This is a genomic window from Nocardia asteroides (assembly GCF_900637185.1).
GTDB lineage: Bacteria > Actinomycetota > Actinomycetes > Mycobacteriales > Mycobacteriaceae > Nocardia > Nocardia asteroides.
In genome coordinates this window covers 3,337,883-3,361,968 of the sequence record NZ_LR134352.1, presented here as the reverse complement: position 1 = coordinate 3,361,968, position 24,086 = coordinate 3,337,883, and the positions used below count along the sequence as shown (strand labels likewise).

Below are 24,086 nucleotides of genomic sequence, written 5' to 3'. Positions count from 1 at the left end.
ACTCAGCGCGCCAGCGCCATCGACGCCTCGCCCACCGCTGCCGCCGGGTCGTCCGGCTCGGTGTGCGACGGGTCCGGAAGTGGCTGGGCGGCAGCCGGTTCGGAGGCGAGCACGAGTTCGGCGACCTTCGGCCCGGCCTGTTCCAGGCTGAACGAGCGGCCCATCTGCAGCGACATCAGATCGATGCCGAGGGTCTTGGTGACCCGGGCGCCCAGTTCCACCGCCATCAGCGAGTCCAGGCCCAGTTCGGGCACCGGGATCGTCATGTCGATGGATTCCACCGGCACGCCCATCACCACCGCCAGTTCGTCGGCCATCTTGCGGGCGATGTACGGGCCGCGCTTGGTGTCGTCCATGGCGGCCAGTTCCGCGCGGAGCCGGGCGAGTTCGGAGGTGTCCTTGGCGGCCGCCTTGGCCAGGGCGACGGTGCGGCCGGTACGGGTGAGCTGGGGGAAGGTGCCGGTGAGCTTGGCCCAGTCGGTGGGGATGATGGCGGCGCGGATGGCGCCGAGGCGCAGGGTCTGCTCCAGATAGGCGGTGGCGTCGGCCATGTCGATCGGCCCGAAGCCCACCAGGTCGAGGTATTTCTCGGCGGTCTCGTCGGCGGCCATGCCACCGGTCGCGCCGGACAGGTGTCCCCAGCCGACACACAGCGCCCGCTCCCCCGCCCTGGTCCACTCCTCGGCGAGGGCCTCGACGGCGAGATTGGCCGCGCAGTAGTTGTACTGGCCGTAGATGCCGTACATCGAGCCGCCGGAGGAGCACAGGACGAACATGTCCAGGGTGATGCCCGCGTCGCGGATCGCGTCGTGCACCAGCCGCGCGCCGTGGACCTTCGGCCGATAGACGAGGTCGAGCTGGTCGAACGTCATCTTGCCGATGTTGTTGTCGGCCACCGCGCCCGCCGCGTGGAAGACCCCGCGCAGCGGGTGCTCGGCACCGTGCGCTCTGGCCACCACCCCGGCCACGGCGGCGTCGTCGGCGATGTCGGCGAGTTCCTCGATCACCTCGACGCCGAGGGTCCGCCAGGCGGCCAGCTGGTCGCGGGCGGCGTCGGTGGTCGCGCCGCGCCGCCCGACCAGCACCAGTCTGCGCGCACCGCGCAGGGTCAGCCAGCGGCCGATGGCCAGGCCGAACCCACCGAACCCACCGGTGATCAGATAGGTCGCGGCGCTGTCGATCTCGACGTCGGGCAGCTGCGGCCGCACCGCGGGTTCGGGGGTGTCCACCCGGACGGCGATGCGGGCGGGCCGCGAGGAGCGCAGCGTCTCCTCGAACGCCTTGCCCACCTCCTCGGTGCCGAACAGCTGGTACGGCAGCGGGGTGTAGGTGCCCTCGGTGACCTTCTCGAACACCCGCTCCAGCAGCCGGGCCAGGCGCTGCGGCCGCACGGCGACCAGCCGGTCCAGGTCCATCGAGTAGTAGGCCAGGTTCTTGTCGAACACGGCCAGTTCCAGCAGGCCGCCGGTGTAGATGTCGGCCTTGCCGACCTCGACGATGCGCCCGAATTCGGCGGCGGCGTGGAAGTTCTGGCGCAGGATCTCCCCCGGCGCGCTGCTGACGATCACCTCGGCGCCGGCGCCGCCGGTCAGTGCCAGCACGTCGTCGACGAAGTTGAGCGAGCGCGAGTTCACCGCGTGATCGGCACCGGCGGCCAGGATGTGCGCCCGGCGTTCCGGGGTGCTCGCGGTGCCGATGATGCGCGCGCCCTGCGCCTTGGCCACCTGGATGGCCGCCGTACCGACCCCGCCCGCCGCGCCGTGGATGAGCACGGTCTCCCCCGGTTGCAGCTTGGCCAGGTCCAGCAGCGCGTACTCCGCGGTGCCGAAGGCGATGGTGCTGGTGCAGTGGCCGGGATCGGTGTCCGCGGGCAGGGCGACGACGAGCTGACGGTCGACCACGGCGAAGCGGCGCATCATGCCCTTGGCCGCCACCGCGACCAGCGCGCCCACCGCGACGTCGTCGACGCCGTCACCCACCCGCACGACGGTGCCGACGCCCTCCATGCCCGGAACGGTGCCGAAGTAGGTCGGCGCGAGTTCGCGTTCGCCGAGCAATCCGATGATCTTGAGCGGGTCCTTGTAGTTCAGCCCGATGACCTGCATTCGGACCTCGACCTCGCCGGGTCCCGGCGCCGGGCGATCACACTGCCGCCACCCCACCTGCGAGAGCAGGCGGGTGCGCGGCACGTCGAGGGCGAAGTTCGCCTCGGGGTCGGTGAGCGGCTCGGCGGTGTCGAGTTCCGCGAGCCGGTCGGGCAGCGGCTTGGTCACCACCGGCGCCCATCGTGTCCCGGCGCGCAGCAGCACTTCGTCGCAGTTGTCGTAGGAGAACGCGCCGGGTACCGCGAGTTCGGTGACGAGGTCGGCGATCGGGGTGCCGGGTTCGGTGTCGATCAGCCGCCACCGCAGCGGTGTCTGCTCGTTGAGCAGGACCCGGCGGGCACCGGCCAGCGCGGCGTGCCGCGGGTCGGGCGCGCTCGGGCTGTCGGGCAGGGTGAAGGCGCGGCGGGTCACCAGGGTGACGTGGACGGCGCCGGTGCCGAACACCGAGCGCGGGCCGGTCTCGCCCTCGGCGGGCGGTTCGGCGAATTCCGCCACCGCGACGGCGATCCGCTTGAGCGCCCACAGGGCGGCGAGATCGTCGGGCACCGCGCCGGCGACCACACAGACGTGCAGCCGCGTCGCCGTGCCCGCGGCCGCGTCCAGCCGGGTTCGCAGTCCGGCTTCGAGGTCGGGGTCCTCCGGGTGCGCGACGTACACCTGCGCGCCGGGGATGGCCGCGGCCAGTTCGACGGCGGTCTCGGTGTCGCCGAGCTCCACGACGACCGTCGCCGCCGGGCCGGCGTCGGTGAGCGCCGCGAGGTCGATCGGTTCGAGTTCGGTCATCGTGTCGGCGTAGTAGAAGTCGGCCATCCGGTGCAGCGGATCGTCGCCGGGTTTCAGCGCGCCGATCTGCAGGCCGGTCAGCCGGGCGATCAGGCGCCGGTCGCCGTCGAGCAGATCGACGTCGGCGCGCAGGCGCGCGCCGACGTCGCGGCGGGCGACGACCGTGACGGTCTCGGGCAGCTCGGCGAGCAGGCGCACGGCGGCCACCCCGACCGGCACCATCACGCCCTCGGTGATGCGGTCGTCGGCGAACAGCATGGCCGCGCACTGCATGGCCGCGTCGACGACGGCGGGGTGGGCCAGATGCCCGGAGCCCGCGGCGATGCCGCCGTCGACGGTCGCCACCACCACGTCCGCGCCGACGCGCACCGAGGTCACCCGGCGGAACGACGGGCCGTACTGCAGGCCCGCCGCGGCCAGCCCGGCGTAGAACAGCTCCGGATCGACGTCGATGCCCACCTCGATCTCGGGCACCGCCACGGTCGTCTGTTCGTAACCGCCGGTCAGGGTGCGCCCCGAAGCGTGCACCGTCCACGCCGTCCCGGTCGCGCTGCGCGAGCGCAGCAGGAAACGTCCGCTGGCCTCCTCGATGCTCAGCGCCACGAGCGGCACATCGGGCGCGCCCATGATCAGCGGCGCGACGAACCGGACCTGTTCCAGCGCGACCTGTTTCACGCCCAGCCGGGACGCGGTGGCGCTGAGGGCGGCGTCGAGGTAGGCCGCGCCCGGCATGATCTTGACCCCGTTGACGACATGGTCGGCCAGCCACGGCAGCAGTTCGGTGCCGACCTGGAGCAGCCATTCCGGCCTGCCCTCCACATCGGGGTCGCCCAGCATCGCGTACCCGTCGGGCGTGCCGAGGCGGGCCTGCTCGAACAGCGGCAGCGCGGCGTGCAGGCGGGTCCGCTGCCAGGGGTAGCGCGGCAGCGGCAGATGCGGGGTCACCGGCCGGTCGGCGGGGAACAGCGCCGCGCGATCCAGCACACCGGCGGCGTGCAGCCCGATGAGGGTGCGCCGCAGGCTGTCCTGGTCGGCCTGCTCACGGTCCAGGGTGGGGACGGTGGTCCCGACGACGTCGGCGTCGACCAGCGCCTCGCGGATATTGCCCGACAACACCGGATGCGGACCGACCTCCACGATGACCCGGCTGCCCGCGGCGAGCAGGCGCCCGACGGCGGCGGCGAACCGCACGGGCTGGCGCACATTGGACCACCAGTACTCCGCGTCCCAGTCGCCCTCGGTGACCAACTCGCCGGTCACCGTCGAGTACAGCGGCACGGTGGGCTGTCGCGGCGTGAGATCGGCCAGCACCGCGCGCAGTTCGTCTTCGATCGGGTCCATCAGCCGGCTGTGGTAGGGCACCTCGACGCGCAGCCTGCGCGCGAAAACGCCGTCCTCGGTGAGCCTTTCGGCCAGGTCGTCGAGCCGGTCGACCGCACCGGACAGGGTGACCGCGGCCGGGCTGTTCACGGCGGCGATGTCGACGTGCGGATCGCCGGCGACCAGCGCCTCGGCCTGGTCCGGCGGGGTGCCGACCGCGAGCATGCCGCCGGTCCCCGCGGTGCTCGCCTGCAGGCGGGCGCGGTGGTAGGCCACCCGGACCGCGTCCCGCAGCGTCAGCATGCCGCTGACATAGGCGGCCGACACCTCGCCGACGCTGTGCCCGACGACGGCGGCGGGGGTGATGCCGTACTCGGCGAGTTCGGCGACCAGCCCCACCTGGATCAGGAAGTTGGCCGGCTGGGCGACTTCGGTTCTGCCGATACGGGATTCGGCTTCCGGGCGCAGCAGTTCGGCGATGATCGACCAGCCGGCGACGGCGCGGAACTCCGCGTCGATCCGGTGCGCGGTCTCGGCGAACACCCCGCCCGCGCCGAGCAGGTCCCGGCCCATCCGCCAGTGCTGCGGGCCCATCCCCGAGAACACGAACACCGGCTCGGCCGCCGCGGAGACCACGGTGCGCGCCGCGTCGCGGCCCTCCCCCGCCGCGTAGCCGCGCAGGTCACGGATCAGGTCCTCGGTGCTGTCCCCGAGCAGCACGCCGGTGCGGAACGGATGGTGCGCCATCCGGGTCCAGGCGGCCTCGGCCAGGTGGTCCGGGTCGGCGCCCGCGGTGAGGAGATCGGCGAAGCGGCCCGCCAGCGCCCGCGCCGCCCCGGTGCCGCGCGCCGAGATGGGCAGGATGCCGAGGTGCCGGTGCGGCGCGGACGGTGCCTGCTGCCCGGTGAACTCGGCGAGGATGGCGTGCGCGTTGGTGCCGCCGTAGCCGAATCCGTTGACCGCCACCGACATCGGTCCGGCGTCGGCGGCCAGCGGTTCGGCCGCGGTCTGGACGTGCAGGCCGAGATCGGCGAAGGGGATGTCCGGGTTCGGGGTGTCGAGCCAGCCCTGCGGCGGCAGGGTGCGGTGGCTGATCGCGAGCGCGGCCTTGATCACGCTCGCCACCCCGGCCGCCGCCTCGGTGTGCCCGATGGTCGCCTTCACCGAACCGACTCCCACGGAGCCGATCCGTCCCGACGCGGCGCCGAAAACCCTTCCCAGCGCGCGCAATTCGACCGGATCGCCGACGAGGGTGCCGGTGCCGTGCGCCTCCAGGTAGGTGATCGCGCTCGGGGCCAGGCCCGAGCGGGCGCACACGGTGCGGGCCAGCGCTTCCTGGGAGTCGGCGTTGGGCACGGTGATGGCGGTGGTGCGGCCGTCCTGGTTCGAGCCGGTGGCCTTGACGACCGCGTAGATCCGGTCGCCGTCGGCCACCGCGTCGTCGAGCCGCTTGAGCGCCACCATGCCCGCGCCCTCGCCGCGGCCGTAACCGTCGGCGGCGGCGTCGAAGGACTTGCAGCGGCCGTCGGTGGCCAGGAAACCGCCCTTGCACATCAGGACGAAGGTCTCCGGCTGCAACATCACGTTGACCCCGCCCGCCAGCGCCACCCGGCAGTCGTCGTTCGCCAGCGCCTGGCAGGCCAGGTGGAACGCGACCAGCGAGGACGAGCACGCGGTGTCGACGGTGATGGCGGGGCCGACCAGGTTGAGCGCGTAGGCGATCCGGTTCGACAGCATGGTGTAGGAGGCGCTGGCCGGGGTGTGCATGTCGGTGTGGAACAGCGCGGGCCCCACCACCCCGATCACCGACTGGTCCACGACGAACCCGCCGACGTACACCCCCACCTGCGCGCCCGCCGCGCCGCCGGCGATGCCCGCGTCGTCGAGCGCCTCCCAGGTGACCTCGAGCAGCAGCCGCTGCTGCGGGTCGAGCACCGTGGCCTCGCGCGGGGAGATGCCGAAGAAATCGGGGTCGAACTCCCACGGATCGGTGGTCAGGAAGGCGCCACGTTTGGTGTAGGCGCGGCCTGGGGTGCGTGGTTCCGGATCGTAGTAGCGGCGGTAATCCCACCGGTCCGCCGGAATATCGACGACGCCGTCCCGTTTGTCGACGACGAAATCCCAGAAAGATTCCGGTGAATCGATGCCGCCCGCGAATCGGCACCCGATCCCTACGATGGCAATATCCGACACGAATTCCTCCCGGCGTCCCAGTCCGTTGCCGCGATCACCCTCCGGCGACCGCCGCTGCCCAACGTAGGAGGACGCCGTCGCGCCGACGGCGCGAATTGCGACGTCTGGAAACTCCGACGGGTGTTTCCGGAAACTGTTGTGACGCTGCCCAAATGCCGTTCGACGGGCTGCTCCGGCACCGCCGGGTAATAGTCACAACGCCGTTCCGGAATTCATTGTGATCGGCCGGAACCTTGCCGTTTCGCCGTCGCGGTGCGCCCCCGATGCTGCCATCTTCGCCTGGACGCGCACCGTGATCCGGTGCGCCCAGCCGCAGACGACAGGTGGGAGGCGTGCGTGTTCGCCGAGTTGACGCAGTGGGCCGAGGTGGTGGTGCGGCGCCGCTATCTGGTGATCGTGGTGACGGTGGCCGGTCTGCTCGCACTGGGCGGGTACGGACTCGGCCTCGGCGAGCGGTTGAGTTCTGCCGGCTGGGACGATCCGTCGTCGGAATCGGTGCGCGCGGCGGAATTACGCGACCGGACGTTCGGGCGTGATCACAGCGGCGACCTCATTCTGTTGTTCCACGCCCCGGCGGGAAAGACGATCGACGATCCGGAATTCGCCGGCCGGGTGGTCACACAGCTCGATGCCCTGCCGCACCGGTTTCCGGACCGGATATCCAAGATCAACGGCGCGTATTGGCCGACGGCCACCGGCCTGGCGCTGCCGGATATCTTCGGTTCCACCGACCGCGCGCACGCGTTCGCCTCCGTCGCCGTCGCCGGTTCGGACGCGACGACACAGCTGCGGAATTACCGCGCGGTGGCGGACGAATTGGTCTTTCCCGGTCTCGATGTGGAGGTCGCGGGCGGGCAGCCGGTGGCCGCCGCCCTCACCGACACCATGGCCCACGATCAGCGGCGGGTGGAGCTGATCGCGGTGCCCGCGGTGGCGGTGCTGCTGTTCTTCCTCTTCGGCGGGGTCGTGGCCGCGGCGCTGCCGTTGCTCGTCGGCGGGCTCACCGTGCTCGGCGCGTGGGGGCTGCTGCGTGTGCTCACCCTGGTGACCGAGGTGAATTCCTTCGTCTCCCCGGTGGTGTCGATGATCGGGCTCGGCCTGGCCATCGACTACGGGCTGTTCGTGCTGAGCCGGTTCCGGGAGGAGCTCGCCGCCGGGCACGAGGTCGAGGCGGCGGTGCGCCGGGCGGTGGCGACGGCGGGACGCACCGTGCTGTTCTCGGCGACCATCGTCGCCGTGGCGGCCGCGGCCATCCTGGTGTTCCCGCAGGGATTCCTGCGCTCGTTCGCCTACGGCGCCATCATCACCATCTCCCTGGCCGCGCTGACCTCGGTCACCCTGCTGCCCGCCCTGCTCGCGGTACTCGGACGGCGGGTCGACCGGTTCGGCGTCGACTGGTTCCGCCGGGTTCCCCCGCCGGAACAGGTGGCCGCGAACCGGTGGGGCCGGATCGCCGGGGCGGCGATGAAACGACCGCTCGCGGTGGCGATTCCGATCTGTATCGGCCTGTTGCTGCTGATCCTGCCGATGCGGGAGCTGGCCTTCGGCTCGATCAGTGAGCGGTTCCTGCCGCCGCAGCATCCGCAACGGGTGGCGCAGCAGCATTTCGACGCGCTGTTCCCGCTGCGCCGGATCGACCCGGTCGATCTGGTCGTGGTCACCTTCGACGCCCGGGCGGCCGACACCGTGCTGGCTACCGCCAATTCCGCGCCCGGTCTGGCCGCGCCGTTCCCCGCGCTGTTGCGCTCGCCGTTCCAGCCGCAGGTGCTCACCACCCAGACGGTGCTCACGCGGTCCGCGGACGCCGCGGCGACCATCGACTTCCTGCGCTCGATGCCGGTACCCGGCGGGACGACGCTGCTGGTGGGCGGTCAGCCCGCGGTCGAGCAGGACAGCATCGACGCGCTGGTCGCCCGGTTGCCATGGATGATCGCGCTGGTCTTCCTCGCCACCACCGTGCTGCTCGCGCTCACCTTCGGATCGCTGATCCTGCCGTTGCAGGCCGCCGCGCTCAATCTGCTCGGACTCGGCGCCACCCTCGGCATCCTCACCTGGATCTTCGTCGGCGGGCACGGCGCGGAGCTGATCGGTTTCACCCCGCAACCGATCATGGCGCTGATCCTGGTGGTGATCGTGTCGGTGATCTACGGCCTGTCCACCGACTACGAGGTGTTCCTGCTGTCGCGCATCGTCGAGGCCCGCGCGCACGGCGCCACCACCACGGCGGCCGCGCGCGACGGCGTGGCCCGCACCGGCCGGATCATCACCGCGGCCGCGCTGATCCTGCTGGTCGTCACCGGCGCCTTCGCCTGGTCGGACCTGCTGATGATGCAGTACATCGCCTTCGGCCTCGTCACGGCGCTGCTGATCGACGCCACCGTCCTGCGCGTACTGCTGGTCCCGGCGACCATGGCCCTGCTCGGCGAATCCTGCTGGTGGGCGCCCGCGTGGCTGACCCGTCTGCACCGCACCCGACACCTCCCGGAGACGCCATGACCCACCGAGCCCCGGTACCGGACGTGCGTCCGGCCCCGCCCGCCGAACTGCCACCGTTCGCCTGGCGGGAGGTGACGGTCGTCGTCGCGGTCGCGGCCACGCTGTTCCTGCTGCGGCTGGACCGCTACCGGATCGGTGGCGACGAACTGTATTTCGTCGCCGCGGGGCACCGCCCCTCGGTGAGCTACGCCGATCAGGGCGCGGTGGTTCCGCTGCTGGCCGCGCTGGCCGATCACCTCGCTCCCGGATCGACCACGATGCTGCGCCTGCCCGCGGTGCTGTGCACGCTGGCGGCGGTGGTGCTCAGTGCCGTGCTCGCCCGGGAGTTCGGTGGCGGCAGACTGCCGCAGACGGTGGCGGCGCTCGCCTACGCGACCACGCCGCTGGCCGTGATGCAGTCGGCGATGCTCAGCACCTTCGCCCTCGACGTCACCCTCACGGCCGTGGTCGCGTGGCTGCTGATCCGGTGGGTGCGGACCCGCGCCGATTCGCTGCTGGTGGCGGCCGGGCTGGTGGCGGCGCTGGACTTCCACGTCAAATGGCTGATCCCGATCGTGTGGGCGGGCCTGACCCTCGGCGTGCTGCTGTTCGGTCCGCGCGCGATGTTGCGCCGCCCGGCCTGGTGGCTCGGGTCCGCGCTACTGCTGGGCGCGGCCGTTCCGGTGCTGTGGTGGCAGCACGAGCGCGGCTGGCCGCAGGTGTCGATGGGTGCCGTCGTGCGCGCCGAACAGCTCGCCACCGCGAGCCCGATCATGGTGCCGTGGACGATGATCCAGATCACGGGTGCCCTGGGCGTGCTGCTGCTGGTGGGGATGTGGGGTGGGCTGCGCTCGCCACGCCTGCGGCCCTACTACTTCCTGATCCCGATGATCGCGCTCGGGCTGGGCGGGGTGGCGCTCGGCGGGCTGCGGCCCTACTTCGTGGCGGGCGCGTTTCCCGGACTCTTCGCCGCGGGCGCGGTCCATCTGACCGAAGTCGGGCTCGCCCGGCGCGGCCGGATCGCGGGCGGACTGCTCACCGGCATCGCCGCCGCGACCTGCCTGGTCCTGGTCCTGGCGCTGCCGCTGCCGCAGTCCCGGCTGACCCGGCCCACCGACGACTACGCCGACAACGACGCGCGCAGCAAGTATTTCGGCCAGGGCGGCTGGTCCGAACTGGTGTCCACGGTGGACGGCGCGTACCGCGCACTGCCGGCCGAGGGCCGAAACGGGCTCGTCCTGGTCACCCAGAACTATTGGCAGGCAGCGGCTTTGGAGTACTTCGGCCCCGCGCGGGGCCTGCCCGCCGTGTACAGCCCGAATCGCGGGTACGGCTATTTCGCCGCGCCGCCGGACGACACCGGCGCCGTCCTGTACGTCGGCGTGGACCACCCGGGGGTGGTGCTCGGCGTCGCGTGCGCGGACACCACGATGCTCGCCCGGATCGACGAACCACTCGGCCACCCCGGGGTGAATCGCGCTGTCGGGGTGTGGCTGTGCCGCACACCGCACGTCACCTGGGCGGCGCTGTGGCCGGCACTGCGCACGCTCGGGTTCGTCGACGGGACCGCGCGACCGGCGCGGTGACTCACCGGGTGAGCGCCGCCGCCAGCATCGGCCACGAGCGGTGCAGGTCCTGCTCCCAGTAGCCCCAGGAATGGGTGCCGCTGGGACGCAGGTCGAAGGTCGCCGGAATGTCGAGCTCCCGCAACCGGTCTCGCAGTTGCAGGGTGCAGCGATAGGCCACCGCGTCCAGGACGCCGCCGATGAGCAGCTGGTCGGCCAGCTTCACCGGATTGCCCCGCACATCCGGCCCGTCCAGGGTGTCCAGCGAGCCGGGCCAGCCGTTGCCGGTGGCCACATAGACCTCGGTGCCGCGTAGTTCGGCCGCCCGCAGGTAGGGGTCGTTGGCGCGCCAGCGCGGATCGCTCGGCGGGCCCCACATGTTCAGCGGATTGCCCTGGCGCCCGATCACCACGGCGTCGACCAGCGCCTGCCCGCTCGCGTCGCTGGTGCGCACGCACCCGCTGTAGGCGGCGACCGCGCGGAACAGTCCCGGCGCCTCGATGGCCAGCTGGAACACCGCCGCGCTCGCCATCGACAGCCCGGCCACCGCGTTCACCCCCGTGGTGCGGAACGCGGAGTCGAGCACCGGCGGCAGCTCGCGAGTGAGGAAGGTGGTCCAGCGGTGCCGCCCGAGCCGGGGATCGTCGCTGTGCCAATCGGTATAGAAGCTCGCACCGCCGCCGACCGGCATCACGACATTGACCTGCTTGTCCGCGAAGAAGGTGCGCACGTCGGTCTTGGTGAGCCAGTTGCTGCCGTCGGTCCAGTCGCCGGTGTCGGTGCCGCCGTCGACACCGTTGAGCAGGTACAGCGTGGGCGCGGGCCGCGAGCTGTCCGGCGCGGGCAGCACCTGCACGGTGATCGGCCGGTTCATCGACTCGGAGTGCACCGCGATGTCGACGAGCCTGCCCGGACCTTGCCGCGCGCTCACCAGCCGCGACCCGTTGGCGGCGGGCCGGGCGTCGGTCACCGCGCGCGTGGGCATGGGGGCGGCCGGGTCGTCCTCGGGCGCCGCGGCGGCGGTGCCACCGGCGACGGCCAGCACCGCGACCACCGGCGGCACCACCATCCGCGCCGCCCAGCCGCGCAGTCGCGCGGCGATCTCGATCTCCATACGGCACCTCGTCATCGGCTGCGAGAACGGCGATTCGCCGCAACGGTAGGACCCCGGACCCGGTCGCCCGGCACGGTTTCCGCGCAGTCTGGGCACCGCCCAGAACGGCCGGGGACGCGCTGGTGCCCCGCACAGTCCCGGCCGCCGCCGAAAAACTGAGCGTCGCCTTCCGAAATGTCCACCCGCGCCGCGCATCCACGCGAGTGAATTCACATTTCCGCAGGTGAGACGCTCAGAACCGCAGTCCGGGCACGGTTTCAAAGAGGAGTAGAAGGTGAGCAGTCGCTCAACCTACAGTCGTGGCAACAGTGAACACGGAGGAGTCAACGATGACGATCCAGCTGGACCGCCCGGCGACCGCGCGACCGATGCGCGAGACCCGGACACACACCGGACAATTCGTCGGCCGGCGTGCCGACACCACCGCCCGCCGGACCCCGCCCGCCGAGCACGCCGCCGTATCGCGGCAGTGCCTGGCCACCGTGCGCGCGCTGCTGGACGGCGACGACGAGGTCACCGTCCTGAACCAGCTCGCCGTCGCCGCCGCGGGCTGGGCCCACGACGAGATCCCGATCGACACCGTGCTGCACGCCATCCACGACGGACTGCGCCAGGCGCTGGACCGCACCGCGGTGCCGCGCGATCGCGCCGGTCTGCGCGACGAGTTCCGCCGCGCCGTGGTCGCCTCCGACCGGATGTGCGCCACCGCGACCAAGGCCTACATCCGCGAGCACCGCGAGGTCGCGGGCACCCGGCACACCGCCGTGCACGCGGTGGCCTCGGCGCTGCTGGCCGGCACGCCCGCCGGTCTCCTGGCCCGCGATCGCGGCATCGTCGTCGCCGAGTCGTATTCGGTGCTGGCGCTGTGGATCCACGAGCACCCCGACGGGCGCGACGCCCGGATGGACGCCACCGTCGTGGCCCGCCGCGCGCTGCGCCGCGTGCAGGCCGCGCTGGCCCAGCACTGCGGTGACCAGGCGCTCGCGCTGCTCTCGGTCGACGGCGGCACCCTGCTGATCCCGGCCCAGCGCCCGCCCGAGGCCGAGCTCGACGCGCTCGTCGGCGCCCTCGCCCGCGCGGCCCGCGCCGACATCACCGCGGCCCTGGTCCCCGCGCGCACCGAGGAGATCCCGGCGGCGGCCCAGCGGGCCCACGAACTGCTGGACATGGTGGAGCGGCTCGACTGGGCGCCCGGTCTCTACCGGTTCACCGATCTCGCCCTGGAATACCAGCTGACCCGCCCCGGACCGGGCCGCGCGACGCTGGGAGAACTGCTGCGCCCCTTGGACGCTCATCCCGAGCTGTACGAGACGCTGCGGGTGCACATCGCCAACAACATGAACCGTCAGCACACGGCGCGGCTGCTGCACATCCACACCAACACCGTCGACTACCGGCTGCGCCGGGTCGCCCAGCTCACCGGGCTGGACCCGACGCAGGGGTCCGGGCTCTGGCAGCTGCGCTCGGCGATGATCGCGCGCAGTGTCGACACCCGGCCGCCACGCACCGGCAGGCCGTCGGCTCAGACCGGCAGCAGCCCGTCGGCGACCAGCTGATCGCGGATCGTCTCGGCCAGTGCCGCCGCCAGCGGGTCCAGCGGCGTCACCGGCAGGGGTAGCCCGTCCTCGATACGGGCTTGGATCAGCGCGTGCGCGAGCACCAGGAACTCGGTGGAGCGGACGGTGCCCCACGTGCGCACCACGATCGACCGGGTCAGCGCCGTCGGGCGGACCGCCCGGCGGCGCCAGCGCTGCAGGTCGGTGAAGACCGCCGCGAACAGCCGCTGCTCGGCGGCGGTGTACTCGGCCCCGCGGCGTTCGGCGATCAGCTCGGCGGGCACCCGCGAATACAGGTGAGCGCACAGCACCGCGTGGCGCGCGTCCTCGCGCGCGGTCCGGCGCAAACGGGCGACCGTCTCCGGGGTCGGGAGCTGCGTGCCGTGCAGGTCACGCCAGGTGGCGCGCAGCTCGGCGAGCAGGGTGGCTTCGGCGGCGCGGATCCGGGCGGTGAGGTCGGCGGCCTCGGCGTCGACACGCGCGTGGCGTCGCGCCGGCGTCGACGCGGAAACCTCGCGGCCCAGCCAGTTCTCGTGGATTCGCGACACCTCCGACCAGACATAGAGGTCGATGTCGCGACGCGCGACACGCGGCGCGCAGCCCTGCGCGGTGGTCTCGAGGTGGTCGTCACCCGGTGTGTTCATTGCGATTCCCCAGTACTGCGATGGTGCGCGGACATGTCGCCCGCCCCTCCCACGATCGGCCCGCTCCCCCGCGCCCGCCCGCACAACGCCGCAACGCTGTGCGCACTCACAGCCCGACGGGCCGATTCGGCGGGCCTGTTTGTCCGGCGGCACCGCGCACCCGATCCCACCGGGGCGTCCGCGTCCGGGTGGTAGTTTCGATTGCCTGCATGTAGCTGGTGGCCGAGAGCGTGCGGCGAGGAGGTGGTCTGCCGACATGTCACCCGGAATCGCCGCGCGCTGGGCGGCGCGGCTGCGCGATCTCGCTCCGGGCACGGTCGCGCCGGATCAGCTCGCGTCGTTCCTGGAACCCTGGGCGGATCGGCTGCGCGCCACCCTCGCGACCCCGACGCCGGATCCCGAGGTCGCCGTGGGGGCCGCCACCGCCCTCTACCGCCTCGGCTGTACCGACCCGGCGGCCATCGCCCGGTCCATGCCGCCGCTGCGGGAGCTGAGCGAGACAGCGGGCGCCGATGCCGCGGCGTTCGGCACCGTCGCGGGCGGCTTCGGCGAGGGTTTCGCGCGCGCCGCCACCGCGACGGCACCGGCCACCGAGGGCCTGGAGGCGGCCTTCCGGCACGCCTCCATCGCCATCTCCATCGGCGACGCCAACGGCAACATCATCAACGCCAATCCCGCCTTCGAACGGCTCACCGGCAAGTCGCTGGCCGAACTCCAGGGCACCTCCGGATTCGACCTGGCCGATATCGACGTGCACAGCGCCAGGGAGATGGTGCACGGCGGGCTGGAACGCTCCGAGACCGGCACGGTCCGCATCGAGAGCGAGTTCCAGCGCCCCGACGGCACCGACGGCTGGGCGACCTGGACGGTGACCCGGTGCGTCTCCGCCTCCGGCACCCTCTACCTGCTCGGTTTCGGCGAGGACACCACCGAGCACCGCACCACCACCGACCTGCTGCACTGGCAGGCCCACCACGATCCGCTGACCGCCCTGGCCAACCGCAGGCAACTGCGCGCCCGGCTCGACGCCTTGATCGACGAGGCCGGGCCGGCCGACCGGGCCGCGATCTGCGCGCTGGACCTGGACGGTTTCAAGGACATCAACGACGCGTACGGCCACACCGTGGGCGACAGCCTGCTCATCGAGGTCACCGCGCGCCTGCAGGCGTGCCTGGATCCCGAGACCGATCTGCTGGCCCGGATCGGCGGCGACGAGTTCATCGTGGTGCTGCCCCCGCCCGCCGACGAGGCGGGCGTGGAGGGTGTCGTCGACCTGCTCCGCGCCGCCGTGGCAGCGCCCTTCCGGGTGGCCGAGCACGATATCCGGATCACCATCAGCCTCGGTGCGATCGTGTCGCATCTGACCGGCGGCACGCCGCGGGAACTGCTCACCGCGGCCGACAACTGCCTCTACGCGGCGAAGGGGCTGGGCAAGAATCGCTGGATCCTGCGCCGCTGGGACCCGGTACCCAGCGGATCCTGATCAGCAGCCTCCCCAGAGGTGGTGCGGCGCAACAGGTCTGCGGGATCCGTCCGCCACACCACCGCCGGGAACTCTACCAATAATGTTGCACAGCAACATAATTCAACCGAACCCTAGGGGTTCATCGCATACACTCCGGCCTGCGCCCGCGCCTCGGCCAGCACTCGCTCGAACCGGGACCGATCCACCGCGGGCCTGCGCACCAGGTCCAGTGCCCGGCGCTGCTGGGCCGGCGTGGCGGTCGGCTTGTTGTGCAGGGCCACCGCGTTCGCGGAGAACGCGCGCACGAATCCGTCGAAGATCTGGTCGAGCACCGCCGGGTCGGTGCCCTCGATGCGCGCCTGCTCCAGGATCAGCTGAGCGTAGGGCACGGCGGTGAACAACTCACCCACCGCGAACAGGAAGTCCACGTCGGCGCGCTGGGCGGGCGTCGGCGCCGCGGCGGCCAGCAGCCCCTGCAGCGCGCGGACCTGCTCGAGGAACACCGCGACATTGGGCACCTGCCGGAAGTCCTCGAACACCGGCAGCCAGTCGGCGAACCGGATGCGCCCCAGCCCGCTGCTCGGGCCCTGCCGGAACAGGAACTCGTCGTCGGCGGCGTCGCGCCGGGTGGGCACGGGAGCGTAACCGGCACTGGCGAATTCGGCGCGCAGCGGCTTCACGACGGCGCCCAGGCGCGGCGCCAGTTTGCGACTGGTCCAGCTCAGCGCGCCGGTGACCGCCCGCGCGGCACCGGCCGGGGCGACGGCCGCACCCGGAATCGACTGCAGCGCGGCCAGTCCCGCGTCGGCGGGATGGAACATGTAGTTGGCCATGAACTTCAGCGACAGCGCCATGTTCACGTGCACGGTGCCCTCGAGCCGGGGCAGGCCGAACATGGCGGTCATCGCGATCGGGAAGTACATGTCGTTCTCGAAGCCGCGCGCGGCGATCACGTCGGCGAGATCTTCGATGACGCGCTGGCCCTGCCGGGTCACCGACATCTTCTCGATGGCGTTGAACAGCAGGTAGCGGCGATCGTCCGGCGCGGCCGAGCGCATGTAGTCGATCGCGCGCTCGCTGTAGAGCTTCATCGCCACGATCCGTGCGTAGGAATCGGCGATCAGCGAGCGAACCTGCGGGAACTCGGTCACCCGATGCCCGAACAGGATCCGGTTCTCGGCGTGGTCGATCGCCTCGTAGAAGGCGTGCTCACAGGCGCCCACCGCGCCGAACCCGAGGTTGAACTTGCCCACGTTCACGGTGTTCATCGCCGCGTGGAAGGCGTCCTCGCCGCGGTGCAGGATGTCCTCCTCGGCGACCGGATAGTTGTCCAGATCGAAGGCCGCGACATAGATCTGGCTGTTGACCACATTGCGGCGCAGCTTGTACGCCGCGTGCTGGCTGTCGGCGACGAAGAACAGATACCCCTCGTAATCGGCTGTCGTCGGCTTGGCGGTCAGCGCCTTGGCACTGTCGATGATCGGCTTGTCGGAGCGGCGGGCGAACACCGAGACCATCGAGGCCAGGTTGCCGTTGCCGATGTAGTGCTTGCCGCCGGTGGCGGTGTAGCCGCCGCCGGGCTGCGGGTCGACGATCATGTCGGTGGAGTACACGTCGGCGCCGTGCTCCTTCTCCGACAGGCCGAAGGCGAAGATCTCGCCGGAGTCGAGCTGGGCGGCAGCCTTCCGCTTGGCGGCGCTGTTGCCGCTCTGCCAGATCGGGCCGAGCCCGAGGATGGTGACCTGCCAGACGTACCAGTAGGTCATCCCGTAGAAGCCGAGGATCTGGCTCAGCATGGCGTTGCGGGCGGTGTCCCAGCGCTTGTCCGGGTCGCCGCCCGCCTCCGCGGCCGGCGTGAGGAAGGTCGCGAACAGCCGTTCCCGTTTGGCGAAGTCCAGGAAATCCGCGGGCCAGACGCGCTCGTTGTCGTCCTGGATCAGCCGGGTCTTGCCGCGCTGCTCGAACCAGTCGACGACCGCGCGCAGCAGCCTGCGGGTCTCGGTGTCGAACTGGGCGAAATCGCAGGTCTTCGGGTTGAACAGGGCCTGAGGCATCGTCGCTCCTCGTCCGGGTGTCCGGCGACGCCGGACGTTTCATACATGAATGTAGCATTTTTCTACAAGCATGTAGGAAGTAGGTCCGGGTTGCTATCGTGGTCGGATGGGTAGCGATTCGGCCGTGCGGCGGCGAGCACGAGCGGCACATCTCGGGCCGGAGCGCCGGCGGCCGCAGGTGCTCGACGCCGCGCTGTCCATCGCCGCCGAGGAGGGCATCGCGGCGGTCACCATGGGCGCCGTGGCCGATCACATGGCGGTGACCAGGCCCGTCGTCTACGCCTGCTTCCCCGACCGGGTCCAGCTGATCGACGCGCTGATCGAGCGCGAGGAGGCCTTCCTCATCTCGGGTGTGCTCGATGTGCTCCCGCCGCGCACGACCGACGCCGACGAGACGGTCTTCGTCGAGGGCTTCCGCGCCCTGCTGCACAAGGTGGCGGGCCGTCCTTCGGCCTGGCGCCTGCTCTACGGCAATCCCGATCCGGCGGTCGCCGGCTCGTTCGGGCGCGGCCGGAGCCTGGCGGTCGCGCGCTGCACCGAACTGCTGCGCCCGACCCTGCACGCCTGGGGCGTCACCGACGCCGAACGCAAGCTCCCCGCCCTGGTGGAGCTGTGGGTCTCGGCGGGCGAGGGCGCGGTGCGCACCCTGTTCGCCGACGGGTCCGCATGGGACCCCGACGACCTCGGCGAGTTCGTCGGGGCCGCGGTCTATCGCGCCATGCGCGCCGCCTGAGCGCCGCTATCCGGCGTCGGCCGCGGTCCACGCGGCGATCCGCCGGCCGATCTCGGTGACCGGCGGGTCGCCGTAGAGCCATTCCCTGGCCAGCCGGTGCCAGTTGTTGGTGGCCTCGATCTGGCCGAGCGCGGTGAGCGTGAACAGGTCGGTGCGCCGGGAGAACACGTGCTCGGGCGGCAACAGCAGGTGCCGCACGTGCCGGTGCTCGGCGGCCCGCGGATCGGTGGCGAGCACGACGGCGCTGGTCGCGATCTCCGGGGTGACGGTGACGTCCTCGTCGAGCAGATGCCAGCCGGTCACCGACCACACGTACTCGAGGCATTCCTGCGGGCCGACCGCCGAGGCGCGGTCGACGATGCCCTGGCCGGCCCACAACCGGTACACCTCCTCGGCGTCGTAGTCGGCGGCCGCGCACAGCACCTGCCGCTCCAGCTCCAGGTGCTCGCGATCGATCCGGTGATAGAGCCCGAAGTCGACGAACCCGACCCGGCCGTCGTCGGCCAGGATGATGTTGCCCGGATGCGGATCGGCGCAGTACTCGCCGTCGACGAACATGCCCGAGATGTAGAAGCGGTAGACCAGCTCGCCGATGCGATCGCGCTCGGCCGGGGGCAGGTCCCGGATCTGCTGCAGCGACCGGCCTTCCACGAACTCGGTGACCAGCACGTTGTCGGTGCAGAACTCACCGATGCTGTCGGGGACCAGGATCAGCGGATGATCGCGATAGCGCTGCGCGACCCGGTGCTGGTTGCGCGCTTCGCGCCGGTAGTCCAGCTCGGCGGTGATGTTCCTGGCGATCTCCTCGAGCACATCGCTGTCGCCCGCGGTGGGCAGGAACGCCTTCCACAGCCCGCTGAAGAACTGCAGATTGCGCATGTCGGCGTGCACCGCCCGGTCGACGCCGGGGTACTTCACCTTCACCGCGACGACCCGGCCGTCGTGCAACCGCGCCCGGTAGACCTGCCCGATCGACGCCGAGGCCACCGGTTCCGGATCGAACTCGGCGAACACCGTGGTCAGCCGGCCCAGGTCGCCCTCGATCACGGCCCGCATCTCGGCGAAGGGCACCTGCGGCGCGCTGTCTAGCAGTTCGGCCAGCTTGGTCCGGAACATCTCCCGGTACTGATCGGGGATCAGCTCCAGATCCAGGACCGTGGCCATCTGGCCCAGTTTCATCGCCGCGCCCTTCATGCCACCGAGCACGGTGACGATCTGCTGGGCGGTGCGCATCGAGGATTTCTGCGCCAGCACCGAGCGCGCCTGTTCGGTGCGCCCGATCATCGCGAGCCGGGTACCCACCCCGCGCGCCGCCTGCCCGGCGGCCAGTCTGCCCAGCCGCGTTCCCCGCGACACCCGGCCCGTCGGTACCCGCTTGTCTGCCACGTTCTCTCCTCTACGCCGGCGACCGCGTCGCGACTTCGGCTGCCAGCCAGGTGCCCATCATGCGCGAGGTCATCGCGATGGCGTCGGCCCGTTCGGCATCGGACACCTGTTCGGCCGCGGCCCGGACCACGGCGGCGAACCCGGTATTGATGAACACGAAGGCGACCGTGTCCAGGTAGCGGTCGTCGGCCGGGCCGAGGCCCTGGATCAGCACGACCTTGACGATCAACCGCAGCCGCTGCTCGAACTGCGGCAGCCCGGTGCTGTAGAACTGCACGCCCCCGATCAGCGCCCGCAGCAGCGCCGAGTTGGCCGTCAGGATGCCGCTGAAGACGCCGAGGATCTCGCCGACGATCCCGGTGCAGTACTCGACCGACGCGTCGACCCGCGCCCCCGAGAACTCGAAGGCCCGCGCGGTGAACCCGCGTTCCAGGTCCGCCAGCAGCCGGTCGAGCAGTTCGTCGACGATCACCGACCGGTCGGCGAAGTAGCGGTACAGCGTGCCGATGCTGACCCCGGCCTCGGCGGCGATGCGATTGGTCGAGATCTGGGCGACCCCGTGCGAGCCGAACAGCTCGGCCGCGGTGTCGAGGATGTGATCCCGCGTCTCCTTCGCCCGGTCCTGTGAGGGCCTGCGTCGCGCCTGATTCGGCTGCTTCCGTCGGTAGGTGGCCTTGGGCGGCACCGGAACCTCCAAACATTGCGCCCGTGAGCTTGCAGCGCTCCCCACAATAGGAGAACCCGGCCACCCGCGGACCGGGTCCGCGGGGCCGATGACGGCGGCACTGTTGCACGTGACAGAACCGGCGGGCCGGTGTGGTGAGTTCGTCCAACCACCTGTGACGATCCGCGTCACCGGATCGCCGGGCTCCTAGTGTCGGGGCGTGGTGGAGCAGAGCGCCGAGGACGGCCGGTTCGATGTGGATGTGCTGGTCGTCGGTTCCGGTTTCGGCGGCAGCGTCACGGCGCTGCGGCTGGTGGAGAAGGGATACCGGGTCACCGTCGTGGAGGCGGGCCGCCGCTTCGCCGACGCCGACTTCGCCACCACGAACTGGGATCTGCGCCGCTATCTGTGGGCGCCGCGGCTGGGCTGCTTCGGGATCCAGCGCATCCACCGGTTGCGCGACTGCTTCATCCTGGCCGGCGCCGGGGTCGGCGGCGGCTCGCTGAACTACGCCAACACCCTCTACCGGCCGGGTCCGGCGTTCTTCGGCGACCGGCAGTGGGCAGGCATCACCGACTGGTCGGCCGAACTCGGCCCGCACTACGACCAGGCACGGCGGATGCTCGGCGTCGTCACCAATCCGCACCTCACCCCGGCCGACACCGTCATCCGGGCGGTGGCCGAGGACATGGGCGTCGGCGACACCTTCGTCCCCACCCCCGTGGGCGTCTACTTCGGCGAACCGGGACGCACGGTCGCCGATCCGTACTTCGGCGGCGCCGGTCCCGAGCGCACCGGCTGTGTCGAGTGCGGGGAATGCATGACCGGCTGCCGCCACGGCGCGAAGAACACGCTGGTCAAGAACTATCTCGGGCTCGCCGAACGGGCCGGGGCCCAGGTGCTGGCGCTGACCACGGTGACCGCGATCCGGCCGCAGCCGGACGGCAGCTGGCTGGTCGACACCCGGCGCACCGGCGCGTGGACGCGACCCCGGCGCGCCACCCTGTCGGCCCGGCACGTGGTGCTGGCCGCGGGCACCTGGGGTACCCAGAACCTGCTGTTCCGGATGCGCGACACCGGGGTGCTGCCCGGCCTCTCGGATCGCCTGGGCGTGCTGACCCGCACGAACTCCGAAGCCATCCTCGGCGCGGGCCGCACCACCGTGGACCCCGAGCGTGATCTCACCGCGGGCGTGGCGATCACGTCCTCGTTCCACCCGACGCCCGACACCCACATCGAGCCGGTGCGCTACGGCAAGGGTTCCAACGCCATGGGCCTGCTGCAGACCTATCTGGTGGACGGCGGTCACCGGCTGCCCCGGTGGCTGCGCGTGCTCGGCACCGCGGCCCGGCATCCGATCCTGACGCCCCGGCTGCTGCGTACCGGGCGCTGGAGCGAGCGGACCCTGATCCTGCTGGTGATGCAGAGCCTGGACAACTCGATCACCACCTACACCCGCCGCGGCCTGTTCGGCCGCCGGTTCACCAGCCGACAGGGCTACGGCGAACCCAATCCGGCCTGGATCCCGGCGGGTCACGAGGCCACCCGCCGGGTCGCCGACGCGCTCGGCGCCACCGCGGGCAGCACCTGGCCCGACGTGTTCGGCGTGCCGGTCACCGCGCATTTCATCGGCGGCTGCGTGATCGGCGCCGACGCCACCACCGGGGTGGTCGACCCCTTCCACCGGGTGCACGGCTACCCGAGCCTGAGCATCGTCGACGGGTCGGCCATCTCCGCCAATCTGGGGGTCAACCCCTCGCTCACCATCGCCGCCCAGGCCGAGCGGGCGGCCTCGCTGTGGCCCAACAAGGGTGAGGCCGATCCGCGCCCGGCCGCCGGTGACCCGTACCGCCGGATCGCGCCGGTGGCGCCCCGGAACCCGGTGGTCCCCGCCGCCGCCCCGGGCGCGCTGCGCCTGCCGATCTGGCCGGCCGGGTGAATAGCGGCCCACACCAAGCTCTTTCGACGCGGCGGCGCGGGCACTGCTAGGGTGTCCGGGATCGCCGGATAGCGCAGGTTAGCGAGCTCGGGCAGGAACCGGGCTCGGACACGTTCGTCTCGAATGGTGCAGCGGTACAACCACTTCGAATATCGGACCCGGTGACGCGGCTCGTCGGAGGGACCGGCGGGGTGCCGGCCACATGGTTCTTCGGTCGGTGACGACGAAGGAACCGATGACGCCGACACTCGCGGTCTTCCTGTTCTGTATCGCCACTCTCGTCCTGCTGGGCGCGGTCACGGTCGCGGTGCTGGCGCTGCGCAACGAACGCCGGCTGCGCAGGCGCCTGGATCGGGCCGAGCGCGCGCTCTACGCCACCGAGGAGGCGATGACCCGGCTCACCGAGCTCACCCTGCCCCGGATCAGTGACGCGGTCCGCCAGCACCTGGAACCCGAGATCACCGCGGAAGTGCCCGCCGTCCTGCAGGATTCACCGTTCGCGCAGAAGGTCGCCCGGATCGCGCTGACCCACGCCGCCGACCTGAGCCAGCTCCGGCACGAGACCGAACTCGCGACCGAGGCCGCCTGCGCGGAGCGGGCCGCCGCGCAGATCGAGGCCGCCGAAGCGGCCGCGCGCGCCCAGGTGGCCGCCGACGCGCGGGCCGCGACCAACAGCGCGGTGCGCGCGTTCGGCACCACCGTGGTGAGCCTGGGCGCCGACGTCGGGCAGGTGGTGAGCACCGCGCTGCGGGAGAACCGCAACGACGAGGTCTACGCCGTGCTCAGCCGGATCGACCACACGGTGCAGCAGATGATCCGGCAGGCCCAGTCCTATGTGATCGTCTCCGGCGGCCTGCCGGGCAGGCGCTGGCCGCAGCAGACCGTGGGCGAGGTGGTCCGCGGCGCCACCAGCCGGGTGCGCGACTACCTGCGCGTCCAGGTGGGCCATTGCGAACAGGTCGTCGTCAGCCGGGCGGTCGAGCCGCTGGTGCACACCGTGGCCACCCTGCTCGACAACGCGCTGCGCTACTCGCCGCCGTCCTCGTTCGTCGACATCTCCTTTCAGCAAGGCCATCACGGCGTCACCCTGATCATCGACGACGCGGGCGTGCGCATGAGCCAGGAGCAGATGGAGGAGGCGCGCCAGATCCTGTCCGGCGAACGCGCGGTGGACATCAACACGCTGGGCCCCTCGCCCCGGGTGGGCTTCCCCGGTGTCGCGGCGCTGGCCCGCCGCTACGGGTTCGCCGCCTATGTCGACGGACCCAACATCTACGGCGGTACCAGGGCGATGGTCTTCATCCCGGCCGCGCTGCTGGTCGCGACGACCGAACCGGTCGCCCCCGAGCCGGAGCTCCCGGCCGCGGAACCGCCCGCGCGCGAACTGCTCCCGGCCGAGCCCGTGGCCGCGGAGACGACCGGCAGGCACCGGCCCGCGATCGCCCTCGCCGAGCCCGACCCCGATCCCGCCGAGTTCGACCGCACCACCGGCGGGCTCCCCAAGCGCAGACGTCGGCAGGTGGCCCCGGCCGACGACCGCGCGGACACCGCCGAACAACCGGGCAGGCCCGAACTCGCCGCCGCCTGGCACAGCGGTTCCCGGCACGGTCGCGCCGCGGCCGCGCATTCGACGGAAGGACAGGACATCCGATGAGCACTCCGATCGCCGACAGCGCCAATCGCCTCGCCTGGTTGCTCGACGACCTCGACCTGGCCGGAGTCCGCTTCGCGGTCCTGCTCTCCGACGACGGCCTGCGGCTGGCCCACTCCGCGGGCATCTCCCGCGACGACGCCGAGCGCTTCGCCGCCGCCGCCTCGGGTCTGCGGTCGCTGGGCAAGGCGCTCGGCGAGTTCTGCGGCGCGCCCGGAAACGCGGTGCGCCAGAACATGACCGAATACGACGACGGCATGGTGCTGATCACCGCGGCCGGCCCGAGCAGCCTGCTCGGGGTCGCGACCACCAGTGACGTCGACGTCGCCCTGGTCGCGCACCGGATGAACGAACTGGCCGCGCGGGTGGGACGCGAACTCGGGACGGCACCGCGCCGCGGCGACCGGAACCACGCGTGAACATCGCCGACGCCCTGTCC

General features: G+C 71.7%; 14 protein-coding genes. 8 read left to right on the top strand and 6 right to left on the bottom strand.

What is annotated here, in order from left to right:
• Nucleotides 1-2: 2 nt before the first annotated feature.
• Nucleotides 3-6,401, bottom strand: coding sequence for a type I polyketide synthase (locus EL493_RS15760; protein WP_019046592.1), 6,399 nt, complete (start codon nt 6,399-6,401; stop codon nt 3-5).
• A gap of 336 nt (nt 6,402-6,737) precedes the next feature.
• On the opposite strand from EL493_RS15760, the gene EL493_RS15755 reads away from it, so the two are divergent.
• Nucleotides 6,738-8,897 carry an MMPL family transporter gene (locus EL493_RS15755; protein WP_019046591.1) on the top strand — a complete coding sequence of 720 codons (2,160 nt, stop codon included), beginning with the start codon at nt 6,738-6,740 and terminating at the stop codon, nt 8,895-8,897.
• On the top strand, nt 8,894-10,462 hold the full coding sequence (locus EL493_RS15750) for a glycosyltransferase family 39 protein (RefSeq protein ID WP_022565753.1): 1,569 nt from the start codon (nt 8,894-8,896) through the stop codon (nt 10,460-10,462). Before EL493_RS15755 ends, EL493_RS15750 begins: the two co-directional genes overlap by 4 nt.
• 1 nt (nt 10,463) lies before the next feature.
• Here EL493_RS15750 and EL493_RS15745 read toward each other — a convergent pair whose 3' ends face one another.
• Nucleotides 10,464-11,555, bottom strand: coding sequence for an alpha/beta hydrolase (locus EL493_RS15745; protein WP_019046589.1), 1,092 nt, complete (start codon nt 11,553-11,555; stop codon nt 10,464-10,466).
• 329 nt (nt 11,556-11,884) lie between these two features.
• On the opposite strand from EL493_RS15745, the gene EL493_RS15740 reads away from it, so the two are divergent.
• A complete protein-coding gene (locus tag EL493_RS15740) occupies nt 11,885-13,111 on the top strand; it encodes a PucR family transcriptional regulator (protein WP_019046588.1) in 1,227 nt (408 codons plus the stop codon).
• Here the strand turns inward: EL493_RS15740 and EL493_RS15735 are convergent.
• Complete coding sequence (locus EL493_RS15735; RefSeq protein WP_019046587.1) at nt 13,078-13,755, bottom strand: hypothetical protein; 678 nt, start codon at nt 13,753-13,755, stop codon at nt 13,078-13,080. The two genes, EL493_RS15740 and EL493_RS15735, sit on opposite strands and share 34 nt — an antisense overlap.
• A 256-nt stretch (nt 13,756-14,011) precedes the next feature.
• Here EL493_RS15735 and EL493_RS15730 point away from each other — a divergent pair, with 256 nt between their 5' ends.
• Nucleotides 14,012-15,238 carry a sensor domain-containing diguanylate cyclase gene (locus EL493_RS15730; RefSeq protein WP_019046586.1) on the top strand — a complete coding sequence of 409 codons (1,227 nt, stop codon included), beginning with the start codon at nt 14,012-14,014 and terminating at the stop codon, nt 15,236-15,238.
• A gap of 113 nt (nt 15,239-15,351) precedes the next feature.
• Here EL493_RS15730 and EL493_RS15725 read toward each other — a convergent pair whose 3' ends face one another.
• Nucleotides 15,352-17,274, bottom strand: coding sequence for an acyl-CoA dehydrogenase (locus tag EL493_RS15725; RefSeq protein ID WP_019046585.1), 1,923 nt, complete (start codon nt 17,272-17,274; stop codon nt 15,352-15,354).
• A gap of 106 nt (nt 17,275-17,380) precedes the next feature.
• Between EL493_RS15725 and EL493_RS15720 the strand changes: the two genes are divergently transcribed.
• The gene (locus EL493_RS15720; protein ID WP_030203167.1) at nt 17,381-18,007 is read left to right on the top strand and encodes a TetR/AcrR family transcriptional regulator; all 627 of its coding nucleotides are present in this window, start codon (nt 17,381-17,383) and stop codon (nt 18,005-18,007) included.
• A 6-nt stretch (nt 18,008-18,013) separates the two neighbouring features.
• Here the strand turns inward: EL493_RS15720 and EL493_RS15715 are convergent, their stop codons facing one another.
• Nucleotides 18,014-19,393 (bottom strand): ABC1 kinase family protein, encoded by a 1,380-nt coding sequence (locus EL493_RS15715; RefSeq protein ID WP_022565752.1) that lies wholly within the window; start codon nt 19,391-19,393, stop codon nt 18,014-18,016.
• Between the two features lie 10 nt (nt 19,394-19,403).
• Nucleotides 19,404-20,078: a TetR/AcrR family transcriptional regulator gene (locus EL493_RS15710; protein ID WP_019046582.1), complete on the bottom strand. Its 675-nt coding sequence runs from the start codon at nt 20,076-20,078 to the stop codon at nt 19,404-19,406.
• Between the two features lie 199 nt (nt 20,079-20,277).
• On the opposite strand from EL493_RS15710, the gene EL493_RS15705 reads away from it, so the two are divergent.
• The 3 genes from EL493_RS15705 to EL493_RS15695 all read left to right on the top strand — a co-directional run bounded on the left by EL493_RS15705 (nt 20,278) and on the right by EL493_RS15695 (nt 24,066).
• Nucleotides 20,278-21,996, top strand: coding sequence for an FAD-dependent oxidoreductase (locus tag EL493_RS15705; RefSeq protein ID WP_019046581.1), 1,719 nt, complete (start codon nt 20,278-20,280; stop codon nt 21,994-21,996).
• A 235-nt stretch (nt 21,997-22,231) separates the two neighbouring features.
• A complete protein-coding gene (locus tag EL493_RS15700; protein ID WP_019046580.1) occupies nt 22,232-23,650 on the top strand; it encodes an ATP-binding protein in 1,419 nt (472 codons plus the stop codon).
• Entirely contained in the window at nt 23,647-24,066 is a 420-nt protein-coding gene (locus tag EL493_RS15695) for a roadblock/LC7 domain-containing protein (RefSeq protein ID WP_019046579.1), read from the top strand. The genes EL493_RS15700 and EL493_RS15695 overlap by 4 nt, the downstream gene beginning before the upstream one ends.
• Nucleotides 24,067-24,086: the final 20 nt, after the last annotated feature.